This is a genomic window from Mucilaginibacter ginsenosidivorax (assembly GCF_007971525.1).
Classification (GTDB): domain Bacteria; phylum Bacteroidota; class Bacteroidia; order Sphingobacteriales; family Sphingobacteriaceae; genus Mucilaginibacter; species Mucilaginibacter ginsenosidivorax.
Genome location: NZ_CP042437.1, coordinates 6,654,057 through 6,679,618, shown reverse-complemented (window position 1 = coordinate 6,679,618; position 25,562 = coordinate 6,654,057). Strand labels below are relative to the sequence as shown.

The following is a 25,562-nucleotide window of genomic DNA, read 5'->3' as shown; positions in this document are numbered from 1 at the left end:
AAGTGTTTAAGGTTATACCATGATGGAATTATTAGTTCTCGGGGTTTACCGGTATATAGCCGGTGCCTGGCTGTACGGTTATCTGTGTACTGGGCGTGTAGCAGATCTGCTTATCCGCCGTGCCGAAGCAGCCCGAAATGATGATCGATCCGCTGGTTGCCTGGTTGGTGCCCGCCGTTATGGTAATCGTGGCGTTGGTAGTAGTCACCTCGGGGTTTGGCGTGCGCCCATCGGCATACGAGCGGCTGGTTACATAGCTGTAATTAACCGTAAGGGTAACCGGCGCGTTTACCAAAACAGTGCAATTGGCATCGCTGTAGGTATTAAACTTCAGCGTGTTATACGTTAGCCCGTTGCTTACGCTGGTGCTGCCTACCGTTTGCTTTACATAAACAGTTGCAGGCAAGGGGCACGCGGTGGTATTGGTACCGTTGCTTACCCACCGGGTCTGGTTGTAGGTGACGCTCAGGGGATTGGTATCGGCCTGCTGCTTCTGCTGCTCGCCTGTATTGGCGCCGCCCGACTGTACGCACATCGTGGTGCCGTTATCTGTCCACACCGGCGCCAGCGATACATAGTTATAGCTGTAGTTTTTCAGTATCTTGCCGTTCTGGTCCCTGATGTTCAGCAGCCTGGCCAGTCCATCGTATTCGTAATAGGTGGTCATGTTCCGGGCGTCGGTAGCGCTGGTCATACCTACCAGCGGCTCGTAGGTATAAGTACTCATCTGCGCGTCCGATGGGTACAGCCTCACATCATCAAACCATACCTTGGTTCCCCCGTTCAGTGCGCCGTTGTTATCAACCCTTAGGGTCATCTGCGTTACGTCAGCCGGTACAAGGTAATCTTTCTCTATATACGTCCAGCTACCGGTAACCGTTGTTGTCGCGAAGTCGGCGTACGTTGTATAGCCCGTTTCCCCGGCACGCTTCATGAGTAAATACAGGTCGGCCGTTGGCCCGTTGCTGTATACCCAGCCCGAATAATGATATTTTCTTGCTGCCGTTTGCGAAATGGTGAGCCAGTTGCTGTTCAGGGAAGTAACCTCCGTAGTATTGGTATTGTCTATCCTGCCCGAAGACAAACCGGTACGCTTAAATGCGGCGTCGTAAGCCGTCAGGTTGGCATCCCAGCCAACCGGCTCATCAAAACTGCTGAACATGATCTCGTTATATCTGGCGTTGCTGGCCTGCGCTATGGGATATTGCTTGTTATAGCCCCATATATACGCATCGTTGGCGCCCAGGTACTTATGCTGCTGCACCAGGTTTCCCCATGAATCGTAGTTGTCAAACACCACATAGGGTTTATAACGGCTGTCTGTTATCGTGGCGCTGGCCGTAATTGATGCCGGCGTAAAACCGGTTATGGGGGTAATGCTGTTATCCATCTGCATCACATCCGGCATAGGCATGGTTGTTTTGTACTTGGTAAACAAGGCATTGGTTACCCGCGCGTTGCTGCCGTCGGCGTTAGTTATTTTTACATATTTTTCTATCAGCGGTTTAACCAGGTTTTTTGCCACCAGCTTGCTTATACCCAGGGCTGTCGAATCGGTAACCGTTCCGGTGAGGGTGTAATCCAGCGGGTACTTGTTGTAGGTTGTTACTGTTTCGCCCTTGCTGTTGCTGGTAACTGCACTGGTGAGTTGCAGGTGCTGGGGGTTGTCGTAATTATATACGGTGTTGGTTTCGGCATATTTGGTATTGGTATTATCCAGCGGATCGTAGATCTTTTGATTGGTTTGGCCCAGGTAGCTGAATTTCGACCGCAACGAAAAATAGGTCACGATGTCGCGGTTATCCGGACTTATCGGCAGGCCTGTCGACAGTGCGCCATCCTCAAAATGATACCCGGTGGGTACCCGGCATTCCAGGCCGTATACATCATTCTGGATGGCCGGGGTTTCGTAATAAGTATTCGTCAACTCCTTTACTTTCACAAACTGCCCCGAAACATTCTTATAGGTTACTTCCGACAGCAGGTTACCGTTCCCCAACTCCGGCACGTTCGACGCAAAGGGGGCCTGCACGGGCAGGCTGTACTGGCTGTAGTCGGATACGTGATCGGGCTGGTTAACATAGGAGTAAACCGTCTTGCCGTTCTCCCCGTTCTCTCCTTCCAGCACCTCTACCTGGTCGTACCCTACCACTGCGCCACCGGCCGATCCGTTCAGCGGGATATTACTGTCGGCCGAGCGCATCATGTGCGTGCCCAGCGTAGGTGTAGGGATGGTCAGAGAACCATAATGCCTCACCTGGGTATCATACGAAAATGTAAAATTAGTATAAACCGGATGCGACATCCGCCTGCCATATGTATACTCCTTGGTACCCGAGCCATCCTTATTGGCAAAGTAATGGTAGTTGAATTTTTTAACATTAATATTCGCCGGATTGGCCGCATCGTGATCTATGATCCTTTTAATACGCAGCCCACCGCCGGTGGTGTATGTTGAATTGCCCGCCACCGCGCCTGAATTCTGTGAGCCGGTTTGCGTATAATACGTAAACGTGAAGTGAATGTCCTGGATGGCCGAAAAGGATGGATCAACATGCACTTTCAGCTTATACTTTGCGGGCGGCAGCGTCAGGTTATTCATGTTATAAGTAAAGGCAGGGCCGCTGCAGGTCATGCAGTTATCCGTACCGCCACCAGAACAGGTCGGAAAGTAGGAGGCGTCCTTATGAAACATCAGCGTAGTGCCCGTCACGTCATAAAAATCAAATGTCAGCTTATCCGTGGTCGGGAACGGATTTGGCATGTTGGTACAGGCGCTGAGGTCCGAAAAGCGGATCACAATCCGTACCGAAACCGTGCTATTGGCGCTCGGTTGCAGCGGGTTGGGTACGTACATATACTCGTCCGAGATATCCAGCGTATCCGACGGTGTCACCTTTTGCCCTACCTGGTTGTCGTAGTTCAGCGTCACCGATTTGGATTGCACGGTAAAGGTTTTGTTAAAATAGCTGAAATCGTTCACCCTCGATTGCTGCTCGTCAAAGTCATTAGCCTCAAACTGGAACTCCGTTGTCCCGCCCGTAGGGTACTGAATACTGGACAGCGCGTAGGTACCCACCAGGGTGGCGTTGGGCTCCCGTTCCGGGCCCGGAAGCCCCATATAAGCCGTGATCGGGTCCGGAGAGCTCAGCGGGATCACGCTGGGTATCAGGGTAGACGTATTGGTAATGCCGTTATAATAACCCCAATGGTCGCGTGCGAAAGAGCCTTTGGAGGGCAGGTAATTTGATTCGTTATACGTGAAGGTATAAGGGTTTTCGCTAACGGCCGTTCCGCCGTAATAACCGGTTTGCTGTACGTTTACCAGCTTCAGCCGCTTGGCGGTGTTGGCATTCCCGGTTCCGGCGTCGTCATCCGTATCGCCATGGTCAAAATAGCCGTACGTCATTGTTATTGTTTTTAAGGGCGTGGTGCTTACTACCCCTGCGGCGTTTTTGGTATAAACAGATATATTATCCAGCTTCTTGTCATCCACCAGGTCGTCGCGGTCCGAATAGTTGAATTTAACCACGCCGGCATTGAAATCGATATTATCCAGCACCAGCAACGTATATTCCTTGCCCGGTGCGGCTCCGCTCTGGTGGCCCGTATTGTGCGTCTGGAAATAGGGCTGGTCGCTGAAGCCGCTGATTACCGCCGGGTCATAATAGTCCCAGGTTTCTGACCAGCCGCCTATTGTTTTTACCGTACGGTTCACCGTTGTGTAGTTAAACGTGATACTGTTGCCGGCGGGCGAGGTAATCTTAGTAAGGTACCATGCCGATTTATGGTCGCCTCCCTCATCGTGGTAGGTTTCGTAAGCCGTAAAGTCATATATAAACCCGTCGTCCGATACGATCTTCCAGCTGGCACCGCCGGTTACTGTAGTAATCTGTAGTTTTTCCTGCCGCTCGATGATCGCCTGGTAGTCCCTGTTCAGCACAAACTTGCCCGAACGCCCGTTAAGGGAATAGTTATACTGGTCGGGCTGAAAATCATACGGAGGCGCATTGTTAAACTCAGCTGTAAGGTCTTTGGTAAACATCGTCGGCGACTGGTTCTTGTTAAACAGGTTCAGGATGGTGCCGTGGCTGATGACATCCCGCGGCCCCTGGCCACCGGAAAAGTCGGGGAGATTATTAAATGTACTGTGAAAGTACACGGAACCGTTAAAATCATCGTCGCCGATGACATTGCGTGAAATGGAGCTTAATGCATTTAACGCCCAGCCTAATCCTACCTGGCTGGCTTCCTCGGCCACTTTAATGCCCGAGGCATGGTAGCTGAGTGAGATAGGATAGCTGATATCCCTGAACTTGATGGTATAAACCGGGATACTGATATTGGGCAGGCCCGTATAATTGCTTATGGGAATATTCCCGTATTTCTGGAAGGCCTGCATATTGGGCGACGGTGGCACTACCTTGGCCAGTGTCGGAGCCTGGGCAAGCGAGGTTTTAAACGGCACAATAAAAATGCAGAAAAGCAGTAAGTTTCTAAGGATAGGGTTCATATATGAAAATAAAAAAGTGGGATCTTTAAAAGCAGCGGATTTTAAGAATGATGATGAAAGCTCCTGTTTAATTTCCAGCCCGGTTAAGCGTGCAATGTACCACCGAACCATTCAGGCTGATGTTCATACCGATAGAATCGGCGTAGACGATACCGTTGTGGTACACGTCGAGCCCGTTAACGGTAACTTTAAAGTGCAGCCCCGCGGTATCCAGCTTGCCCTGGTCAATCGGGAACTCTCCAAGCGGGCTTTTAGCCGTACCAGCTACGGAATCGCCGATGAGCGTAAAATTATAGGTTAATGGGTAGGCGGTGCTGTCGGCCTGGCGAAGGGAGCCGGTCCATTTGCCGCTTAAGTTGGTCGCGCTCACAAAGCAAAAGGCAAAGCAGCCGCATAATACGGCGGTGATAAGGATTCTTGGTTTCATTTAGTTATCGGGGTATCAATAGTTTCGGGGTTTAAGTTAATAACAATCAAATTATTTTGCAACAGGTATTTTCACCTGGTAGCGCCCCGTTAAAACACGGGGTAGACGATGCGTTTGGTTGGATGGGTTAACTTCGTTAACGGTCCGCGCCGCCTGCACGTTTTGGGGGATGAACAGCAACATTAGATGCTAAACTACAAATCCCTGAACCGGACACTACAAATTTACAGCAGGCGGCTGAATATAATGGTGACACTACTTTGTCAGTAGTTGCAAGTAGTTAGTAGCGGATAGCAAGATTTTTAATTTTACCCCCTTTGGCGCAGTGTTGTGCTGCTACATGTGTGAGCGTCACTTGTGACTTCCTTTAAACAAATACCATTCATAACACAGGTGAGCCAATGCTCAAATCTTTACTCAACACCTGCGCTAAAACGTATTAGCTCCCCCGATGACATGCACAAATATTGGATGCTTCTAAACTGCACGATCAGTTTAGTGTTAACCATGATAAAATACAAATAATTGATTATCAAATATTTATAAAAAACATTTTCGAAATGTGTTAAGTTATGTTAACCCACTTTATAGGCGTTTGCACGCGCAACAGGCCTGCGCCGCCAAATGGGTGGGCAACTTATAAACCGTTTTAGCATGTAAACCTATGGCCGATATGATTAAGTTACGCCTTCCGGAGGTAAGTATTCCGACTGCCGCCCCGATAACATTGGAATGTGTACGCATGCAGATCGTCTTATTTTCGTAGAGCATTGAAGCCTAAGGTTTCCGGCGTTCGCGTTAGGGATTGCAATGGGTACCGGCCTGCGCGTAATGCCTGCAGGCGTATGAATGGAAAGCCCGGCCCCGTTTCTACCAACGGGGAAACGCCCGGAGTAGATTTGAGATGTGAGATTTTTTTGAGTGGTGGAGTTTTTTTATAGGATGACCAGGCTTTGGGGCAAAAGTAATTGGAACGGGTTGCCCTCCATTTAAATCGGGTGCTATTTCATCTGCTGATTTTGCAGCCAACAACCTATGTAGCAAAGCAAAGGCCTGCCACTATCCAGGTAACCGCATAAAACCCGCGCAAAAACGGCGATAATGCCTCCCCGACATAACCGGACGCCGGCAAGGTGTAAAAGTGCGTCGAAACGCTGCGGAGGTCGCCCGCAAACATTCGTGTTGCAAATACCGGCGGGTGGCGATGCAGAATTGAAAGCATTTATGTACCTTAGTTACAGCGCATTCTCATGCGTGGCAATTTATGCACCTTGCACAATTAATTTCAATTTACACCTGGATTGTTGTTACAGCATTTGGCAATGGCAATTATAAAAACGCGCAATTAACCGTTAATAACAAAGTTGATTATACCGCCTTTAAAAAAAATGTAATTGACCATAAAAGCCTGCTGGTTAACCACCCGGCAAAAGATATTGGCAATTATTTGTTCAAACTGATAGATGAGGATATTTATAACTATTGGGCGGGTACCCCCTGGGAATTTCATGGAACTACCCAACAACCCAAAACAGGAAGTATTGCCTGCGGGTATTTTATCACCAATACCTTAACAGACCTCGGTTTTAAGCTCGACCGCGTCGGCCTTGCCGAAGTACGCTCCGGCGACATGATCAAAAAGCTCTGCGTGGGCATTGAATCATTTAATAGCCTTGCTAAACTGAATAGCTACCTGGCCAGGCAGCCGGTTAACTCGGTTTTCATTGTTGGCCTTGATTTCCATACCGGCTATATTGTTAAAACCACTACCGGTTGCTACTTTTTGCATTCCAGCTATATCAACAAGGAAGGAGTAGTGCGCGAAAAAACAGACACATCGCCGGCACTAAGCAGCAATAAATTTTTCATGATTGGCGGCCTGACAGCCAACAAAAATCTGCTGCGAAATTGGGTTGCCGATAAGTCCTTACTATAAGTAATTTTTCAACTACCGACTATTATACGTGTTGTACCTTTTAGCATATTTATTACCTATTAATACCAATAACATATGCAAAAAGTACATCTTTTTACCACAAACGTATACTTTTTGTAAGCGGATTTCAGCAAAGCCGGGGTTTATCGCCCAAATAGAGGATTTGGATATTGAGGGAGGTCGGTTTCATACCCGGATCAGAGCCTGCCGAACACCTAAACTACTGATTGCAAGCAAAGTAAATGTTCGCCCCCGAACACCCGAACGGTATGGTAGCAAACCGAACACCAATGAACTAATGAACGAGTGAACCAATGAACTAACAGGACACAAAAAAGCCCTTGACTGTTTCCAGCAAGGGCTTGATTTAAGATTTGGCACCGACCTACTCTCCCACGTTTTACCGCAGTACCATCGGCTCTGGCGGGCTTGACTTCTCTGTTCGGAATGGGAAGAGGTAGACACCGCCGATATAGGCACCTGAATTTCTTTTAGATTTGAGTATTGAGATTTGAGTATTGAGATTGACTTGCGTCTTTATCTCATATCTCACATCTAATATCTCATATCTATGACATATTATTGAAAGAAGTAAGTAAATCAGAGAAAACAACAATATTGTATTGTTCGGTTATACGTACCACGTCAAACGTTTTACGTATAACCTATTATTACCTGCTATGAGAAAGCTTCGGGCAATTAGTATCACTCGGCTATGATGTCACCACCTTTATACCTATGACCTATCAACGTAGTAGTCTGCTACGACCCTCAATGGAAGTCTCATCTTGTGGCTAGTTTCGCACTTAGATGCTTTCAGCGCTTATCTATTCCCAACGTAGCTACTCTGCAATACAGCTGGCGCCATAACAGATTCACCAGAGGTTAGTCCAACCCGGTCCTCTCGTACTAAGGTCAGCCCCACTCAAACTTCCTGCGCCCACAACAGATAGGGACCGAACTGTCTCGCGACGTTCTGAACCCAGCTCGCGTGCCACTTTAATGAGCGAACAGCTCAACCCTTGGGACCTTCTCCAGCCCCAGGATGTGACGAGCCGACATCGAGGTGCCAAACCTCCCCGTCGATATGAGCTCTTGGGGGAGATCAGCCTGTTATCCCCAGCGTACCTTTTATCCTTTGAGCGATGGCCCTTCCATGCAGAACCACCGGATCACTATATCCGTCTTTCGACCCTGCTCGGCTTGTCTGCCTCACAGTCAAGCAAGCTTATGCTATTGCACTCCACGTACGGTTACCAAGCGTACTGAGCTTACCTTTGAAAGCCTCCGTTACCTTTTTGGAGGCGACCACCCCAGTCAAACTACCCGCCAAACAATGTCCTCCGCAGTGCAGAGTTAGACACCAAATACAGAAAGGGTGGTATTTCAACGTTGACTAACCAACTCCTAGCGAAGCTGGATCACAGTCTCCCACCTATCCTACACATCCTGTATCCGATATCAATGTTAAGTTGTAGTGAAGGTGCATGGGGTCTTTCCGTCCCGTTGCGGGTAACCGGCGTCTTCACCGATACCACAATTTCACCGAGCTCATGGCTGAGACAGCGCCCAGATCGTTACACCATTCGTGCAGGTCGGAACTTACCCGACAAGGAATTTCGCTACCTTAGGACCGTTATAGTTACGGCCGCCGTTTACCGGGGCTTCGATTCAATGCTTCGCCTTGCGACTAACATCCCCTCTTAACCTTCCGGCACCGGGCAGGTGTCAGGCCATATACGTCATCTTTCGATTTTGCATAGCCATGTGTTTTTGTTAAACAGTCGCCTGGGCCTTTTCACTGCGGCTTCCATTGCTGAAAGCGCCCCTTCTCCCGAAGTTACAGGGCCATTTTGCCGAGTTCCTTAGCCATGATTCACTCGAGCACCTTAGGATTCTCTCCTCGACTACCTGTGTCGGTTTACGGTACGGGTTTTTATAACCTGAAGCTTAGCGGGTTTTCTTGGAAGTCTGATTACCTGAACTATCACCTTGTCCGAAGATTCGGTGTACTATCAGCTTTCAGCAAGTCTTGCGTACTTAACTACAAAACCTATACCTACAGCCTTTAACGAACTATTCCGTCAGTTCGCGTCAGTGTCACTACTCCGTCACCGCATCGCAGTTATAAAAAGTACTGGAATATTAACCAGTTGTCCATCGGCTACGCCCTTCGGCTTCACCTTAGGCCCCGACTAACCCTGATCCGATTAGCGTTGATCAGGAAACCTTAGTCTTTCGGTGGGCGGGTTTCTCTCCCGCCTTATCGTTACTTATGCCTACATTTGCTTTTCTATTCCCTCCACAGTCGGTTGTCCCTCCTGCTTCGCCGGATAATAGAATGCTCCCCTACCAGATGCATTACTGCAAATCCATAGCTTCGGTATACTGCTTGATGCCCGTTTATTATCCATGCCCGATCGCTCGACTAGTGAGCTGTTACGCACTCTTTAAATGAATGGCTGCTTCCAAGCCAACATCCTAGCTGTCTGTGCAATCGGACCTCGTTAGTTCAACTTAGCAGTAATTTGGGGACCTTAGCTGATGGTCTGGGTTCTTTCCCTCTCGGCCCTGGACCTTAGCACCCAGAGCCTCACTCCAGCGTATATTATAAAGCATTCGGAGTTTATCTGGATTTGGTAGGATTTGACTCCCCCGCACCCAATTAGTAGCTCTACCTCTTTATAACTCAACCGCCAGGCTGTTCCTAAAAACATTTCGGGGAGTACGAGCTATTTCCCAGTTTGATTAGCCTTTCACCCCTACCCACAAATCATCCGGAAACTTTTCAACGTTTATCGGTTCGGTCCTCCAGTACCTGTTACGGCACCTTCAACCTGTCCATGGGTAGATCACAAGGTTTCGCGTCTACCTCCCCTGACTATACGCCCTATTCAGACTCGCTTTCGCTTCGGATCCGTGTCTTAAACACTTAACCTTGCCAGGAAAGAGTAACTCGTAGGCTCATTATGCAAAAGGCACGCCGTCACAGAACAAGTCTGCTCCGACCGCTTGTAAGTACACGGTTTCAGGTTCTATTTCACTCCCCTGTTCGGGGTTCTTTTCACCTTTCCCTCACGGTACTGGTTCACTATCGGTCTCTCAGGAGTATTTAGCCTTACCGGATGGTGCCGGCAGATTCCCACAAGGCGTCTCCGACCTCGCGGTACTCAGGATACCACTATCCTATCATCCATTACCCGTACGCAGCTGTCATGCTCTATGGCTGGGTTTCCCACCCCATTCCGGTTTTGTTTGATATTCATGTTGTGGTCCTACAACCCCAATTATGCCGTAACATAATTGGTTTGGGCTTCTTCCCTTTCGCTCGCCACTACTCAGGAAATCATTATTATTTTCTCTTCCTCTGCTTACTTAGATGTTTCAGTTCAGCAGGTTTGCGCATTTATGCAATTAGTCTTCAACTAATTAGGTTTCCCCATTCAGAAATCTGCGGATCAATTCATATTTGCTGATCCCCGCAGCTTATCGCAGCTTATCACGTCTTTCATCGCCTCTGAGAGCCAAGGCATCCCCCGTGTACCCTTTCTTACTTTCTTCTACTATACCGCCTTTTGCCCGGTATGTATGCTTTTTGATATGGTTGCCGTTCATTGGTTCACTCGTTCATTAGTTCATTGGCATTGCTACCTCTTTACCTTTGTCCTCGTAATCCTTTAAAGCCAACAACCGTCTCTATACTGTTGTCTTCTCTTTTTTATTACTTCTTCCAATATGTCAAAGAACTTTACCCCTATTCCATTTAAGTATTAAATGGTTTATTTGCATTATATCCTATTCCTTTCGGAAAACGGAGGGTGTGGTGGAGAATAACGGATTCGAACCGTTGACCCCCTGCGTGCAAGGCAGGTGCTCTAGCCAGCTGAGCTAATCCCCCTTAGATGAATGATTGAATTATTGATTGTCTGAATTATTGAATACTTCTATTCATTAATTCTATAATTATACAATTCAATAATTGCTTGTAGTCCCGAGCAGATTTGAACTGCTGACCCCTACATTATCAGTGTAGTGCTCTAACCAAACTGAGCTACAGGACTGGGTGCGATTTCGGACGTCGGATTTACGATTTGTGATTCTCCTATTCCCGATTTCTTTCAATCTCGTATCACCTTTTGATCATCGCCACACTAATGGCTTTCATCTTTTGGGTTTCCTTTTTTGTTTAATTATTGAATGACTGAATTAGTGAATTAGTGATTTGTTGTTTTGTATTATATATAGTATATAACCTATTCAACTTAATCTAACTATTCAAACTCAATCAACCAATTTTAAGAAATAATCATGTAGGTAACTTGTACAATAACTAATGTATTGATACTGCTCCAGAAAGGAGGTATTCCAGCCACACCTTCCGGTACGGCTACCTTGTTACGACTTAGCCCCAGTTACCGACTTTACCCTAGGACGCTCCTTGCGGTTACGCACTTCAGGCACTTCCAGCTTCCATGGCTTGACGGGCGGTGTGTACAAGGCCCGGGAACGTATTCACCGCGTCATTGCTGATACGCGATTACTAGCGAATCCAACTTCACGGGGTCGAGTTGCAGACCCCGATCCGAACTGTGAATGGCTTTTGGAGATTGGCATCCTGTTGCCAGGTAGCTGCCCTCTGTACCATCCATTGTAGCACGTGTGTAGCCCCGGACGTAAGGGCCATGATGACTTGACGTCGTCCCCTCCTTCCTCTCTATTTGCATAGGCAGTCTGTTTAGAGTCCCCACCTTAACGTGCTGGCAACTAAACATAGGGGTTGCGCTCGTTGCGGGACTTAACCCAACACCTCACGGCACGAGCTGACGACAGCCATGCAGCACCTAGTTTCGTGTCCCGAAGGACTTGAGCGTCTCTGCTCAATTCACTAACTTTCAAGCCCGGGTAAGGTTCCTCGCGTATCATCGAATTAAACCACATGCTCCTCCGCTTGTGCGGGCCCCCGTCAATTCCTTTGAGTTTCACCCTTGCGGGCGTACTCCCCAGGTGGAATACTTAACGCTTTCGCTTAGACGCTGACCGTATATCGCCAACATCGAGTATTCATCGTTTAGGGCGTGGACTACCAGGGTATCTAATCCTGTTTGATCCCCACGCTTTCGTGCCTCAGTGTCAATCAAACCATAGTAAGCTGCCTTCGCAATTGGTGTTCTGTGACATATCTATGCATTTCACCGCTACTTGTCACATTCCGCCTACCTCTAGTTCATTCAAGCTCATCAGTATCAAAGGCACTGCGATAGTTAAGCTACCGTCTTTCACCCCTGACTTAATAAGCCACCTACGCACCCTTTAAACCCAATAAATCCGGATAACGCTTGGATCCTCCGTATTACCGCGGCTGCTGGCACGGAGTTAGCCGATCCTTATTCTTACAGTACATTCAGCTCGATACACGTATCGAGGTTTATTCCCGTACAAAAGCAGTTTACAACCCGTAGGGCCGTCTTCCTGCACGCGGCATGGCTGGTTCAGGCTTCCGCCCATTGACCAATATTCCTTACTGCTGCCTCCCGTAGGAGTCTGGTCCGTGTCTCAGTACCAGTGTGGGGGGTCATCCTCTCAGATCCCCTAAACATCGTAGCCTTGGTAAGCCGTTACCTTACCAACTAGCTAATGTTCCGCATGCCCATCTTGTTCCTATAAATATTTGATTAAATTGCGATGCCACAACTTAATGTTATGCGGTCTTAATCTCTCTTTCGAGAGGCTATCCCCCTGAACAAGGTAGGTTACATACGTGTTACGCACCCGTGCGCCACTCTCAAGGAAAGCAAGCTCTCCTATCCCGTCCGACTTGCATGTATTAGGCCTGCCGCTAGCGTTCATCCTGAGCCAGGATCAAACTCTCCATTGTAAAATGTCTCGTTTGTTCACTGACCCTATTATTAATAATAGAATCTGTATAATCATTATATCTTTATACAGTATCTAAATTTTGTTATCATAACTCCTCTTACTTACTTGCGTTTGTTTGAGTTGTTACACTACATGATTTTCTATTTCTTAAAAGAACTTTTCCGCTTCATCATCCGAATCCGCTATATAATCTTTACAAGTTGCCTTGTGTGATTTGTCATTTCTATTACCAGAATCGCTCCGGCTTTTTTAACTTCTTTTGCTTCGTAAAGCAACCCTCCGTTTGGGTCTGCAAAGGTAGTAACCTTTTTCATTTTTCCAAAACTTATTTTTTCTTTTTTTTCTTGCGAAATTTCTAAGTTTTGAACCCGTTTCCTCCTGACTTTCGTCCCTCGTAGCGGGCTGCAAAGGTAGCAACCTTTTTCTATTTCCGAAATTTTATTTGAAGTATTTTTGTTTTCCTCTTTCCTTTATCTTCTTCTCTATCCTACCCGCCGAAAAACAGCCTCTATAACCTTTCTAAGAACAATTCCGCTTCCTTATTTGCGGGCTGCAAAGGTAGCCATTTTTAACACTCCTGCAAACCATTCTTAATATTTATTTAATAATAAACTCTAACTCGCTATTGATCAGAGAAAAAAAACATATCGGATAGCTATAATTAGCGGATTAATCGAAAAATGCACCGGCTAACTTATTGCAGGCGCACATTAGCTTATAAATTAGCCGTTAAAAACCGTTTCGCCCCGGGCGACTTACTCTTTGCCAAGTTTTTTGAATAACAAAAAAATGCCCCGATGCGCTGTGCAACCGGGACATTCACTATTATATATAAATTTCAAGGTGGATTCTATTAAAAAACGTAGAAAATACTGGCCTGGATACTGTTATTCTTAAAGTCGCCTAAAATAGGAGACGGTGTTTCCTGCACTTTTTGCAATCCATAAACGTACCTGGCACCAATACCCAAACCAATTTTAGATTGATAGCCAATACCACCTGCCATACCAAAATCAATCTTTTTAGCAAATTTAGCATCGGTTATGCCCCCGAGGTCTTCTTTTACTTTAAAACTGGCCTGCGGGCCCGCTTCAACAAAGAAACCCGAGTTAGTACGGTATTTAAAAAGAATTGGGACAGATGCATAGGAAAGCTTTATATCTTGTGTGCCGAGCGTACCGCCCTTAACTTTGGCACCTTGCAAAGAGTACAAAAACTCTTCCTGAACCATAAAATTATCTGTAAACTTATAGGCAACCGTAAATCCGGCATGAAAGCCAGGTAATGGATCTGTAGGAAAATTGGCGCTTGTAAAATTACTGTAGTTTCCTCCCGCAGTAATGCCAAACTCTAATTTTTTCATCAGCTTTTGACCGAAACTCTGACTTTCGGAAGTTGTTTGACTGAAACCTTTGATTGATATCGCAACCAAAAACACTAACATTGAAAATAACTTTTTCATAAATTGTTCTTTTATTTTGACTTTTTTGAGCACTGCCTACTGGCCTATTGCTTGATTTAGGTCAAAGGTGGGCAGCGAAGCGGTGGCATTACAGCAAAATGTGAACGAAGCGGGCAAAGTTGGGCCGGAAGCGGGCTATAAAAGATTCAACTAAAAGTCCTGATATTTATAAAGTAGGCTGGTACATGACCTGGTCAGCCGCAACAGAGTGCTTGATGCAATTACAGACTACAGTTTGAGTTAGTCAACTTTCATTATTTATGATATAAGTTACCACTATATGTAAGTGACTAATCGAATCATTGTAGTATCCGGGCGGATATTTCTACTTAATAGTCAAAATTAGCTTACGTTAAATCAATTGTGTTTTTGATGGATGGCTATGCCGAGCGGGTAGACTTTTCAATATCATCCCACATTCCGGGAGGTATCATTTCGAGTGCGCTGAACTGGCCGGCGCCTTGCAGCCACTCGCCGCCATCTATGGTAATTACCTCGCCATTAATGTAACCCGAAAAATCGGACACCAGGAAAGCGGCCAGGTTGGCCAGCTCCTGGTGCTCGCCTACCCGCTTGAGGGGTACTCGGTTTTTAAAATCAAACTTTTGGGCCATGTCTCCCGGAAGCAGCCGTTCCCAGGCTCCTTTGGTTGGAAACGGGCCGGGCGCAATGGCGTTTGTCCTGATGCCATGCCTGCCCCACTCTACCGCCAGTGACCTGGTCATGGCCAGCACACCACCCTTGGCACAGGCCGAGGGTACCACATAAGCCGAACCGGTAAAAGCATAGGTGGTAATAATATTCAGTATGTTGCCGGGTAGTTTTTCGCTGATCCAATATTTGCCCAAGGCCAGCGAACAATTGGCCGAGCCCTTTAACACGATATCAATGATTGCCGAGAACGCATTTGCCGACAAGCGCTCGGTAGGCGAAATAAAATTACCGGCCGCGTTGTTCAACAATACATCTACCCTGCCAAAAGTTGCAATGGCTTGTTGCAGCATCTTTTCAACTTCGTCGTACTTTCGTACATCGCAGGCAATTGGTAGTACCTTGCCCCCGGTTGCCGATTTCATTTCGGCAGCCGTTTGTTGCAGCACATCCAACTTGCGGCTGGTGATAACCAGGTTGGCGCCCAGTTGCAAAAAGTAAGTGCCCATGGCCTTACCCAAACCGGTGCCGCCACCTGTTATAATGATGGTTTTACCTTTCAGAGCATCGTCCCTTAACATACCGCCGCCAATTGCGGGAGTTGGGCCTTTAGCATTATCGGGAGTTGAAGGATCTGTCATCATCAATTAGTTTGCGGTTGTACTTTTTGCTTTTAAATTCCGGATCATCATTTGCAGGCCTTGCCTTGTTGCGGGTGCCCACCACTGTTCCAGCATCTTATTTAAAGTTTCGGCCTGATCGGCTTTTAACTTGCCTATCAACTCTTTACGTAAATTCAGTTTACTCTCGCTCCAGGTAACGGGGTTAAGCTTCATATAGGCGGTTACCTTTGCTACAGCGGCCTTCATTAAACTATCCGGTTCGGCAATTTCATCAATCAATCCGGCTTCCAGCGCTTCATCCACTTTTAGCAGTTTACCCTCCAATAAATATTGGTACGCTTTGCGCTGGCCAAGCCAAAATGAATACAAATTAAAAACACTATCGGGTACTATAATGCCTACCGGGATTTCATTTAGCCCGATAATGAACGACCCGGCAGCCATTACCCGGTAATCGCAGCAAATGGCTAATACGCAGCCCCCGGCGGGGCTATGGCCGCTTATAGCAGCAACTATCGGTTTCCTGAAAGCTGCCAAAGCGTTTTGAAGGGCCAAAAAATCAACCCAAAACGCGCGGCTTTGCTCCTCATCATAATCATAAGCCTCAATCAGGTCGATGCCCGACGAAAAAAAACCTTCTTTACCCGTTAAAATCACCCCGCCCACATTATCATCATTCTCGAGTTTGTGTATACAATCAGTCAGTTCTATAATCATCTGATGATTTATGGGATTTGAACGCCCCCTATCAAGCGTAATCACTACCAATCTGTCTTGTATTGTTGTTTGAAATGTACTCATCTGCTAAATCAGTTTACAAGGGTTGGGTTATCGCTCACTTCGCTGGGATACATTTTATCTATCTGGGCTTTATACTTTTCGGCTATTATTTTCCGTTTCATTTTCCCCGTTGGTGTAAGCTCACCGCTATCTATCGACCATTCATCCGGAAGCAAGGTTATTTTCTTTACCTGTTCAACATGGTTAAACTCGGGGTTATAGGTATTAATAATTGATTGGTATAATTCAATCACCCTGGCATCTTTAACCAGGTCCCTGTTGGATGAAAACGGGATCTCGTGTTGCTTGCACCAGGGTTTTAAATGGGTGTAAGAAGGTACAATCAATGCCGAAACAAATTTTCTCTCCGAGCCACACACCATCATCTGCTCAATAAAATAATTTTCTTTCATTTTATTCTCGATGGGTAATGGCGCTACATATTTGCCGCCGGATGTTTTAAAGATCTCTTTTTTACGATCGGTTATTTTCAGGAAGGAATCCTTGTCCAGTTCGCCGATGTCGCCGGTATGAAACCATTCGTCTTCTATCACTTCAGCCGTAAGTTCGGGGTTTTTATAATATCCGGCCATAACGTTGGGGCCTTTGCAAAGGATTTCGCCGTCGGCAGCTATCTTAGCCTCCACACCGCCCAGCAAAGGGCCTACTGTTCCAAATTTTCTGCCGCTTTTTTCATAACGGTTAACAGCAATTACGGGCGAAGTTTCTGTAAGCCCATAGCCCTCCAATATAACGATGCCGGCTGCGGTGAAAATCCTCTCGAGCTTAATAGGACAGGCCGAGCTGCCAACCACTATCGATTTTATATTGCCGCCTATAGCGTTGCGCCATTTGCTGAACACCAGTTTATCGGCTACGGCGAGTTTAATTTTGTACCCCAGGCTGCTGTCATTAATTTCATACGCTTCGGCCACTTTTACCGCCCAAAAAAAGATCTTCCTTTTAATGCCGGTAAGTTTCTGACCCTCGACCATAATTTTTTCAAACACTTTTTCGAGCAAACGCGGAACGGCTGTAAAAAGAGAAGGTTTTACCTCTTTCAAATTCGCGCCAATGGTATCCATATTCTCGGCATAGTAAATAGAAAAACCATTGAAGAGATAAACATAGGTACACATTTTTTCGAAAATGTGGTTAAGGGGCAAAAAGCTCAAAACACATTTTTCTTTCAGTGGTATCCGGGAAAGCACATCGCCAGATGCTGCGGCATTGCTCATGATGTTTTTATGGGTAAGCATTACCCCTTTTGGGCGGCCTGTAGTACCCGAAGTATAAATAATGGTTGCGATATCATTTTCGGTGATCTGATTGCTTATTTGCTTTATTTGTTGCAGCCGGCCTTCTTTTAAAGGCTTAAGCAATGTGCCCCAATGCGTGCATTCATCTATATGATCGAAAGTAAAGATGCCTTTTAGCGATGGGATATTTAGATGTACCTCTTTAACCTTATCGCACAAATCTTTACTGCTTACAAATACATATTTAACTTCGGCCTCGTTTAATATCTGCTCAATATCCCTGGTGCCTGTATTAGGATATAACGGAACCAATACGGCACCTGTTTGCTGCACTGCAAGGTCGGTTATTACCCATTCGGGCCTGCCGTTACTGATCAGGCCAATTTTATCGCGACCTTCGGTAGTGCCATCACCGGCCGACACGCCCAGATCCAACAAAGCAGCAGATAACTGGTAAATCAAATCATGCGCCTCTTTTGTGCTGTACGCCTTCCAGGCACCGCTCTCTTTCGCATTCAAAAAATTCGCCCTGGGCGCTTTGGCCTGGGTGTTTATGCAGTCAAATAACCTTGTCGCGCGTTCCATATTGCAACAATTATTTTAATAAAGGTTGCCCCTTATAGTAATTCAAATACACCCGCTGCGCCTTGCCCGGTGCCTACACACATGGTAACAATACCATATTTTTTTTCACGCCTTTTTAGTTCATTAAAAAGCTGAACCGAAAGTTTGGCCCCTGTACAGCCAAGCGGGTGGCCCAATGCAATAGCACCGCCATTTACATTAACGATGTCGGGATCAAGCTCCAGCCCTTTAATAATAGCTAATGACTGCGATGCAAATGCCTCATTCAATTCTATCAAATCAATATCCTGCTGTTTCATCCCCGCCATTTTTAATACTTTGGGTATAGCTACCAATGGCCCTATCCCCATAATACGTGGCGGCACACCCGCAACAGCGTAATTAACCAGCCTTGCAATAGGGTTAAGATTATTGGCTTTTAAAAACCGTTCGCTCACCACCATTACAAAGGCTGCGCCATCACTTGTTTGCGATGAGTTGCCGGCTGTTACCATCCCCTTTGCATCAAAAACCGGCCTTAGTTTGGCCAACGCATCAATGGATGTATCTGCACGCGGCCCTTCATCCACGTCTACCTTAAACTCCCTTTTCTTTTTCTTCCCGCTTTCGTCAATATAGGTTTCTACTATATTTACCGGGGCTATTTCATCTTTAAACTTACCCGTTTTGATGGCATTGATAGCTTTTTGGTGGGAGTTATAAGCAAATTGATCCTGCTCTTCGCGGCTAACATTGTATTCTTTTGCCACGGCTTCCGCTGTAAGGCCCATACCCCAGTAATAATCAGGATGCGCCAGGGCAACATCGGCATTTGGCACAATGCGCCAGCCGCCCATCGGAATCAGGCTCATGCTTTCTACACCGCCTGCAATAATGCAATCGGCAATGCCGCTGTGTATTTTTGCCGAAGCTATCGCGATAGTTTCCAGGCCGGATGAGCAGTAGCGATTTACCGTCATGCCGGGTACTTTATCGGTATCCAATGCCATTAACGAGATAAGCCTGGCTACGTTTAAGCCCTGCTCGGCCTCGGGGGTTGCGTTGCCCACAATCACATCGTCTATCTGCTCCTTATCAACATTAGGCACCGAAGCCATTAACTGCCTGATAACATCTGCGGCAAGCGTATCCGGCCGGGTAAACCTAAATCCACCCCGGGTAGCTTTTCCAACAGCGCTGCGGCTGGCTGCCACTATGTATGCGTTCATTTTATCGAGATTTTGTACTTATTAAAACTTAGTTCCTTAACACTTTTCCGCCTGTTAAAATAGATTGTATCCGTTCAAGCGTTTTCTTTTCGGCGCAAAGCGAAATAAAGGCTTCGCGCTCCAGGTTCAGCAAATACTCTTCGCTTACTATCGAGGGCTGAGATAAATCGCCTCCCGAAAGCACATAGGCCAGCTTCTGGGATATTTTTACGTCATGTTCGCTAATGTAGTTGCCGCTGTACATGGTATTGGCGCCCACATACCCAAGGCCAAGGGCCTGCTTGCCCAATACCCTGATATCGCTGCGCGGAATAGGCTGCACATATCCCTCATTTGCCATCTGCAGGCATTGTTGTTTTGCTTCGGCAAGCAACCTGTCGCGCGATACTACTACCACATCCCGTCCCTTTTTAAGATACCCAAACTCAAAAGCCTCATAGGCCGATGTAGATACCTTTGCCTGGCCAATCGTTAAAAACCTGTCGCGGAAATTATTCAGCTCAACATCACCTTCCTGTAACTCATCCGAAAGCCGCAGGGCAAATTCCTTTGTTCCGCCGCCGCCGGGTATCAAACCAACGCCAAATTCAACCAAACCCATATATAATTCGGCATGGGCTACCACTTTATCGGCATGTAAACACATTTCGCAGCCACCTCCCAAAGCCATCTGATGAGGCGCTATTACAACCGGGATAGATGAGTAACGGATCCGCATCATGGTATTCTGGAAGGTTTTCACTACCACATTCAGCTCGTCAAACTCCTGCTCAACAGCCATCATAAATATCATACCTACATTTGCCCCGGCACTAAAATTGGCACCTTCGTTTGACATTACCAGGCCTTTGTAGCTGGTTTCGGCAAGGGTAATAGCCTTGTTAATGCCCTCAATTACTTCGCCGCCTATGGTATTCATTTTAGTATGAAACTCCAGGTTTAATATACCATCGCCAATATCGGTAATGGTGGTTCCGCTGTTTTTCCATACGGTATTTGTAGCACGGATGGTATCCAGCAATATAAATCCTTCGGTGCCCGGAATTGTTTTGTAGCCTTTTGCCGGAATATCGTAATACAACCGTTTACCATTCTCAATTTTGTAGAAGCTTTTTGCACCGGCGGCAAGCATATCATATACCCATTGGGCAGGTTTATTGCCTGCTGCTTCCATAGCTTTTACGGTATCTTCAACACCCAGCGCGTCCCATTTTTCAAAAGGGCCCATTTCCCAGCCAAAGCCGGCCTTTGTGGCTGCATCTATTTTATAAAGCTCATCGGCTATTTCGGGAATACGATTACCGGCGTATGCAAATAACTCGTAAAACGTTGCCCGGTAAAAATCACCGGCTTTATCTTTTGCAGCGATTAAGATTTTGAGGCGGGCCGGAAGACTGTCAATTGCTTTGGTAGTTTCCAGCGAGGCGAATTTTACTTTTTGAGAAGGCTTATATTCCAGCGTTTTTAAATCGAGGGCATAAAACTGGTTTACGCCATCAACTTTCTCCTTTTTATAAAAGCCCTGGCCCGTTTTACTGCCCAGCCAGTTATTTTTTACCATGCCATCTACAAATGATGGCACCTTAAATAAGTCCCTGGCTTCATCAGCCGGGGCGTTTTGATAAAGGCCGTTGGCAACGTGTACCATGGTATCTAAACCCACCACATCATTGGTGCGGAACGTTGCCGATTTAGGATGGCCTATTACCGGCCCGGTCAGCTTATCTACTTCTTCCACCGTCATGCCGGTTTTCTCTACGTATTGCAGCACGCTCATGATGCTGAACACCCCAATGCGGTTGCCTATAAATGCAGGGGTATCTTTGGCCAAAACGGTGGTTTTGCCCAGGTACTTGCTGCCATAGTCCATTAAAAAGTCAACAACGTTTGCTGATGTATCTTTTGTGGGGATGATCTCCAATAGTTTTAAATACCGGGGCGGGTTAAAAAAGTGGCTGCCGCAAAAATGCTTTTTAAAATCATCGCTCCGGCCTTCGGCCATTAAATGTATAGGGATTCCGGAGGTGTTTGAGGTAATGAGTGTACCGGGTTTCCTGTATTTTTCTACTGTTTCAAATACCTGGCGTTTAATGTCAAGCCGTTCAACAACTACCTCGATAACCCAATCGCAATCGGCAATTTTGGGCATATCGTCGGTAAAATTCCCGGTGGTGATACGTTTAGCAAATGATTTTAGATAAATGGGCGACGGATTGGATTTCAAAGCAAAATCCAACGCATCGTTAACAATTTTATTCCGGGCTTTTTTATCATCCGGCGGGGCATCTTTAGGTACAATATCAAGCAACAGCACCTGTACGCCGGTATTTGCGAAATGGCAGGCTATGCGGCTACCCATTACTCCCGACCCCAGTACTGCAACTTTTTTTATAATTCGTTTAGCATCCATCAGTAAAGCTTGTTTATTAAAATTTTATTTATTCGGCCCGCGACCAGGTGGTGGTACGCCCAAACAGCGAAATGCCGATATAGCCGCGGATATCTAAGGTTTTGCCTTTATAGGTTATTTTGCAGGAGTATGTTTTACCGTTTAGCGGATCATAAATGGTGCCGCCTGTATACTTGTCGTCACCGTCTTTTTCAAAATCGGCCAATACAGGTAGGCCCAGCCGGGGCCGTGTGCGCAATTTTTCGTCAACGTTCATTTCGTCAACTTTTGGTTTGCCGTTTTTAAGGGGTTCTTTAAGCCACACTACCTTGCCATAAAACTTACCATTGTTTTCTTTTGTGATCTGGATTTTGGCGCTTTTTACATCGTTATACCACATGCCCTCAATTCTGTCTGCCTGTGCTTTTACGCATACGCTTACCGATAACAGAGTTAGCAGGGTTAGTGCAAAACGGATAGGTTGTTTTTTTGATGCAGACATTGTTTCAGGTATTATTTTTACAAAAAAACCATCTCTTTTTTTGAGGCATATCCATGCTTTTAAGACTTACAAAACAGTAATCCCGGCATCAGAAGCCATCTCTAAATAAGAAACAGGTAGAATTATAAAATGATTAAAATAATTTAGCCCCGCTAATTAACGGGATGGTTTATAATAACAAATATCAGCTTATGCGGCGCTTAACAAAGGTTAAAACGACGGAAACATTTGTCAATATTTCGGAAATTAAAGTTAGCCTCTTTTGTTTGATAATTACGCTACTAAATAATATTAAGTCGGAAGTCCAAAGTCTGAAGTCTTAAGTCCAAAGTCTGGATTGTCATTTTTGACTCAAGACTCAAGACTCAAGACTTCAGACTTTGGACTTCCGACTTAAGGCTATCCGCCTTTCAGACTTGCTACCAAATTAATATATAGCTGCATTGCAACATCGGCGGCCATACCCTGCAGTTTTAGCCAGGCATCATATTTTGCTTTGGCCACAAAATCAAACATCGCCGGAGTATTTTGAGTATCAATATCGCCTGCTGTTGCCTGTTTGTACAGACTGTATAAGCTTAACAGTGTTTCGTTATCCGGTTTTGATGGCAGTTGTTTGCTTTCGGCAACCGCTTTTTCAAAGGTGTTCTTTAAATCGGTCATGGTTAAATTTTTAATTTGTAAATGTGTGGGAATAGTTTCCACAAGAGCCACCTCTATATCCCTTCCTCCGGGCTATCGTGTACACATATCTTTTGAATCTTATCAACTAATAAAACCGAATGTCATTTCGAGCGAACCAGAAAGGGCCTGGCGAGCAGGGGGTGAGGAGAAATCTTCGACACCCTGCATTCCGACAGGCGGGTTGTGATGCAAATCGTTAAAGATTTCTCTTTCGCGCCCCCCTCCTTCCCCTTCAGGCTCTATCGAAATGACATTTTTTTTACTAAAAGATATGTGTACACACGATAGCCCTGTAGGGGAGATTTTAGCTTCGCACCCGATATAAATTCGGAATCGACCATTTTTTCAAATTTAAAGTGCGGAAATTATTTTTTTTATTTTAATCACTTTCAGGTTTGCGTTCTTCAATATAATCACTACTCCGGGGGGCATTCATAAACATCTGGCTTAGTTCTGCGGGTAATATGGCCAGCCTGCGTTTTTCCATATCTATCCAGGCCCCTTCGGCATTTACTATTGCGGCTTTAACGCCATCGCCCCGGTACAACTCGTGCCTTATTGCCCAGCGGGAACCGTCGGGCCGCGAGCTGATAAGTTCGCAGCTTACCCGGATCAGGTCATTAATTCCAATCTCGCGCAGGTAAATCAATTCTTCTCTGAACAATACGGGGCCTATTTTATATTCATAAAGTTTGGGGAGTTTTAAACCCAGGTTTTCCAGCATGGTTATACGTGCCTGTGCTGCAAAATCGGCATAAGCGGAATGCCGCATGTGCTGGTTTGAATCTATTTGCGACCATAATACCTGGCCTTTATAAAAAAATTCCATAACCTTATTGTTTTATTTATGCTGTTGCTTAAACTTCCTGACGGCGGCCGTCAGCCTTGGCAAAATCTCCATGGCATCGCCCACAACACCGTAATTGGCAGCTTTAAAAAAAGGAGCTTCAGGATCTTTGTTAATTACCACAATTATTTTTGAACCGTTAACACCCGCCAGGTGCTGGATGGCGCCTGATATGCCCACCGCTATATATAAATTGGGGCGCACCGTACCGCCTGTTTGGCCAACATGCTCGTGATGTGGCCGCCAGTGCGAATCGGCCACCGGGCGCGAGCAGGCTGTAGCAGCGCCCAGTTCTTTTGCCAGCTCTTCCAGTATGCCCCAGTTTTCGGGCCCTTTCATTCCGCGGCCGCCGGAGACAACCAGTTCGGCATCAGCAAGCGCCACCTCGCCGGTCACTTTATTTACGGCTTTCACTTTTACGCCAAAATCTCCTTCGCCAAAGCTTACATCCAATTGCTCTATAGCTGCTCTCCCTTCAATTTTAGTTGCCGGGAAAGTATTCGGCATCAGCATAATTACCTTTACATCGCTTAAAATATTTACATAGGCAAAAGCTTTGCCCGAGAATACGGCTTTTTTAATCACAAATCCTTTTTCGGTATCGGGATACGACAATGCACCCGCCACCAAGCCGGCCCCTAATTTCACGGCCACCCGCGGGGCAACCATCCTGCCACCGATATCATGAAGCGTTACAATTATTTTACTCCCTTCATTTTGCGCTGCAGCTATCAATGCGCCGGCGTAAGCCCGCGCATGCAACTCGTCTAGACGGCTATCAGCAACATGTAAAACTTTTTGAGCGCCATATTGGCCAAGGCTTTCCATTTCGGCAGCGGCAACGGCGCCTAAAACAAGGGCAGTTACCGTGGTACCCGTTTGCTTAGCTATTTGCGTTGCATAGTGTACAGCCTCAAAATTTTTCTTTTTTATCGTTCCCCCGGTATGTTCTATCAATACAATTACAGACATTTTTTTAAGTTTTTTAAGGTGAAATATGCCCGTTACAAGCAGCGGACATGAAAAATCAGCTATCAGATTACTTTGGCCTCGGTATGCAGCAATGCTACCAACTCGTCCATATTATCGGGGCTTACAAGTTTTATCCCGGCTTTGGCTGGCGGTAATTCATACGCTAATATTTGGGTAAGCGGTGCTATTTTTGTAGGCATAACAACCTTTAACGGTCGTGTACGCGCAGCCATTATACCACGCATGTTGGGTATGCGCGCTTCGGCAACACCTTTTTGGCAGGATATTACCACAGGTAAGTTACAAACATCGGTTTCCTCGCCGCCTTCTATTTCACGGGTTACCACTGCCGTATTACCTTCTACCTGTATACCTGTTGCAAAGCCAATATAATCAATGTCCAGCAACCCGGCCAGCATGGTGCCTGTAGTACCGTTATTGTAATCGATAGATTCTTTGCCGCATAAAATAAGATCATAACCGGCCCCGGCAGCATATTCGGCTATATAACCGGCAGTTTCATAAGGATCATTGCTATCGGCATCAATGCGGACGGCTTCATCGCCACCCAGTGCAAGTGCTTTCCGGATCACTGGCTCGACATTGGCAGAACCAACAGTGATGAGGTGCACCTGGGTAGCTATGCCACTTTCTTTTAGTTCTATCGCCCGGATGAGGGCATACCATTCATCGTAAGGGTTAATTACATAAGTAACCCCATCGCTGCTGATGGCGGTATTGTTATTTTTTAATACTATTTTGGTACTGGTATCCGGCACCTGGCTTATACACACTAATACTTTCATTATTAGATTTTTATTTTTTAGGTTGATGTTATTAAGGGCGG

At 46.2% G+C, this 25,562-nt stretch carries 16 protein-coding genes, 2 tRNA genes and 3 rRNA genes; 1 reads left to right on the top strand and 20 read right to left on the bottom strand.

All coding sequences use genetic code 11. The features are described from left to right. Positions 1-31: 31 nt before the first annotated feature. The 3 genes from FSB76_RS27630 to FSB76_RS27620 form a co-directional block, all read right to left on the bottom strand. Positions 32-4,513 (bottom strand): hypothetical protein, encoded by a 4,482-nt coding sequence (locus tag FSB76_RS27630; RefSeq protein WP_147059231.1) that lies wholly within the window; start codon positions 4,511-4,513, stop codon positions 32-34. Positions 4,514-4,580: 67 nt separating this feature from the next. Beyond that, on the bottom strand, positions 4,581-4,940 hold the full coding sequence (locus FSB76_RS27625) for a hypothetical protein (protein ID WP_147059229.1): 360 nt from the start codon (positions 4,938-4,940) through the stop codon (positions 4,581-4,583). Positions 4,941-5,973: 1,033 nt separating this feature from the next. Then, positions 5,974-6,162 carry a hypothetical protein gene (locus FSB76_RS27620; RefSeq protein WP_147059226.1) on the bottom strand — a complete coding sequence of 63 codons (189 nt, stop codon included), beginning with the start codon at positions 6,160-6,162 and terminating at the stop codon, positions 5,974-5,976. Between the two features lie 42 nt (positions 6,163-6,204). On the opposite strand from FSB76_RS27620, the gene FSB76_RS27615 reads away from it, so the two are divergent. After that, positions 6,205-6,876 (top strand): hypothetical protein, encoded by a 672-nt coding sequence (locus FSB76_RS27615; protein ID WP_147059224.1) that lies wholly within the window; start codon positions 6,205-6,207, stop codon positions 6,874-6,876. A gap of 372 nt (positions 6,877-7,248) precedes the next feature. Here the strand turns inward: FSB76_RS27615 and rrf are convergent. The 17 genes from rrf to FSB76_RS27535 form a co-directional block, all read right to left on the bottom strand. Next, a 5S ribosomal RNA gene (gene rrf / locus FSB76_RS27610) occupies positions 7,249-7,360 on the bottom strand. Positions 7,361-7,556: 196 nt separating this feature from the next. Continuing rightward, a 23S ribosomal RNA gene (locus FSB76_RS27605) occupies positions 7,557-10,436 on the bottom strand. Between the two features lie 261 nt (positions 10,437-10,697). Continuing rightward, positions 10,698-10,774 (bottom strand) — tRNA-Ala (locus FSB76_RS27600). An 88-nt stretch (positions 10,775-10,862) separates the two neighbouring features. Continuing rightward, positions 10,863-10,937, bottom strand: a tRNA-Ile gene (locus FSB76_RS27595). Between the two features lie 292 nt (positions 10,938-11,229). Next, positions 11,230-12,751 (bottom strand): 16S ribosomal RNA (locus tag FSB76_RS27590). Together the 16S, 23S and 5S rRNA genes with 2 tRNA genes alongside form the textbook arrangement of a ribosomal RNA operon. Positions 12,752-12,935: 184 nt before the next feature. Further along, entirely contained in the window at positions 12,936-13,067 is a 132-nt protein-coding gene (locus FSB76_RS32765) for a hypothetical protein (protein ID WP_262713490.1), read from the bottom strand. 539 nt (positions 13,068-13,606) lie between these two features. Beyond that, complete coding sequence (locus tag FSB76_RS27585) at positions 13,607-14,215, bottom strand: porin family protein (protein WP_147059222.1); 609 nt, start codon at positions 14,213-14,215, stop codon at positions 13,607-13,609. Positions 14,216-14,595: 380 nt separating this feature from the next. After that, positions 14,596-15,507 (bottom strand): SDR family oxidoreductase, encoded by a 912-nt coding sequence (locus FSB76_RS27580; protein ID WP_394349443.1) that lies wholly within the window; start codon positions 15,505-15,507, stop codon positions 14,596-14,598. Positions 15,508-15,513: 6 nt separating this feature from the next. Next, on the bottom strand, positions 15,514-16,290 hold the full coding sequence (locus FSB76_RS27575) for an enoyl-CoA hydratase/isomerase family protein (protein WP_147059220.1): 777 nt from the start codon (positions 16,288-16,290) through the stop codon (positions 15,514-15,516). Between the two features lie 8 nt (positions 16,291-16,298). Then, entirely contained in the window at positions 16,299-18,113 is a 1,815-nt protein-coding gene (locus FSB76_RS27570; RefSeq protein ID WP_147059219.1) for an AMP-dependent synthetase/ligase, read from the bottom strand. 32 nt (positions 18,114-18,145) lie between these two features. Beyond that, a complete protein-coding gene (locus FSB76_RS27565; RefSeq protein WP_147059217.1) occupies positions 18,146-19,321 on the bottom strand; it encodes an acetyl-CoA C-acyltransferase in 1,176 nt (391 codons plus the stop codon). Between the two features lie 28 nt (positions 19,322-19,349). Continuing rightward, a complete protein-coding gene (locus tag FSB76_RS27560; RefSeq protein ID WP_147059214.1) occupies positions 19,350-21,731 on the bottom strand; it encodes a 3-hydroxyacyl-CoA dehydrogenase/enoyl-CoA hydratase family protein in 2,382 nt (793 codons plus the stop codon). 28 nt (positions 21,732-21,759) lie between these two features. Continuing rightward, on the bottom strand, positions 21,760-22,212 hold the full coding sequence (locus FSB76_RS27555) for a DUF2147 domain-containing protein (RefSeq protein ID WP_147059212.1): 453 nt from the start codon (positions 22,210-22,212) through the stop codon (positions 21,760-21,762). Positions 22,213-22,611: 399 nt separating this feature from the next. Continuing rightward, positions 22,612-22,875 (bottom strand): acyl-CoA-binding protein, encoded by a 264-nt coding sequence (locus FSB76_RS27550; protein ID WP_147059210.1) that lies wholly within the window; start codon positions 22,873-22,875, stop codon positions 22,612-22,614. A gap of 400 nt (positions 22,876-23,275) precedes the next feature. Then, positions 23,276-23,725, bottom strand: coding sequence for an acyl-CoA thioesterase (locus tag FSB76_RS27545; RefSeq protein WP_147059208.1), 450 nt, complete (start codon positions 23,723-23,725; stop codon positions 23,276-23,278). 12 nt (positions 23,726-23,737) lie between these two features. Beyond that, a complete protein-coding gene (locus FSB76_RS27540; RefSeq protein WP_147059206.1) occupies positions 23,738-24,715 on the bottom strand; it encodes an electron transfer flavoprotein subunit alpha/FixB family protein in 978 nt (325 codons plus the stop codon). A 62-nt stretch (positions 24,716-24,777) separates the two neighbouring features. Further along, a complete protein-coding gene (locus FSB76_RS27535) occupies positions 24,778-25,521 on the bottom strand; it encodes an electron transfer flavoprotein subunit beta/FixA family protein (RefSeq protein WP_147059204.1) in 744 nt (247 codons plus the stop codon). Positions 25,522-25,562: the final 41 nt, after the last annotated feature.

What these genes read in the sequence shown, in the direction of transcription:
- FSB76_RS27535 (WP_147059204.1), bottom strand. Translation starts at nt 25,521, where the DNA reads ATGAAAGTATTAGTGTGTATAAGCCAGGTGCCGGATACCAGTACCAAA.
- FSB76_RS27545 (WP_147059208.1), bottom strand. Translation starts at nt 23,725, where the DNA reads ATGGAATTTTTTTATAAAGGCCAGGTATTATGGTCGCAAATAGATTCA.
- FSB76_RS27630 (WP_147059231.1), bottom strand. Translation starts at nt 4,513, where the DNA reads ATGAACCCTATCCTTAGAAACTTACTGCTTTTCTGCATTTTTATTGTG.
- FSB76_RS27565 (WP_147059217.1), bottom strand. Translation starts at nt 19,321, where the DNA reads ATGAACGCATACATAGTGGCAGCCAGCCGCAGCGCTGTTGGAAAAGCT.
- FSB76_RS27575 (WP_147059220.1), bottom strand. Translation starts at nt 16,290, where the DNA reads ATGAGTACATTTCAAACAACAATACAAGACAGATTGGTAGTGATTACG.
- FSB76_RS27625 (WP_147059229.1), bottom strand. Translation starts at nt 4,940, where the DNA reads ATGAAACCAAGAATCCTTATCACCGCCGTATTATGCGGCTGCTTTGCC.
- FSB76_RS27615 (WP_147059224.1), top strand. Translation starts at nt 6,205, where the DNA reads ATGCACCTTGCACAATTAATTTCAATTTACACCTGGATTGTTGTTACA.
- FSB76_RS27580 (WP_394349443.1), bottom strand. Translation starts at nt 15,507, where the DNA reads ATGACAGATCCTTCAACTCCCGATAATGCTAAAGGCCCAACTCCCGCA.
- FSB76_RS27540 (WP_147059206.1), bottom strand. Translation starts at nt 24,715, where the DNA reads ATGTCTGTAATTGTATTGATAGAACATACCGGGGGAACGATAAAAAAG.
- FSB76_RS27585 (WP_147059222.1), bottom strand. Translation starts at nt 14,215, where the DNA reads ATGAAAAAGTTATTTTCAATGTTAGTGTTTTTGGTTGCGATATCAATC.
- FSB76_RS27620 (WP_147059226.1), bottom strand. Translation starts at nt 6,162, where the DNA reads ATGCTTTCAATTCTGCATCGCCACCCGCCGGTATTTGCAACACGAATG.
- FSB76_RS32765 (WP_262713490.1), bottom strand. Translation starts at nt 13,067, where the DNA reads ATGAAAAAGGTTACTACCTTTGCAGACCCAAACGGAGGGTTGCTTTAC.
- FSB76_RS27555 (WP_147059212.1), bottom strand. Translation starts at nt 22,212, where the DNA reads ATGTCTGCATCAAAAAAACAACCTATCCGTTTTGCACTAACCCTGCTA.
- FSB76_RS27550 (WP_147059210.1), bottom strand. Translation starts at nt 22,875, where the DNA reads ATGACCGATTTAAAGAACACCTTTGAAAAAGCGGTTGCCGAAAGCAAA.
- FSB76_RS27560 (WP_147059214.1), bottom strand. Translation starts at nt 21,731, where the DNA reads ATGGATGCTAAACGAATTATAAAAAAAGTTGCAGTACTGGGGTCGGGA.
- FSB76_RS27570 (WP_147059219.1), bottom strand. Translation starts at nt 18,113, where the DNA reads ATGGAACGCGCGACAAGGTTATTTGACTGCATAAACACCCAGGCCAAA.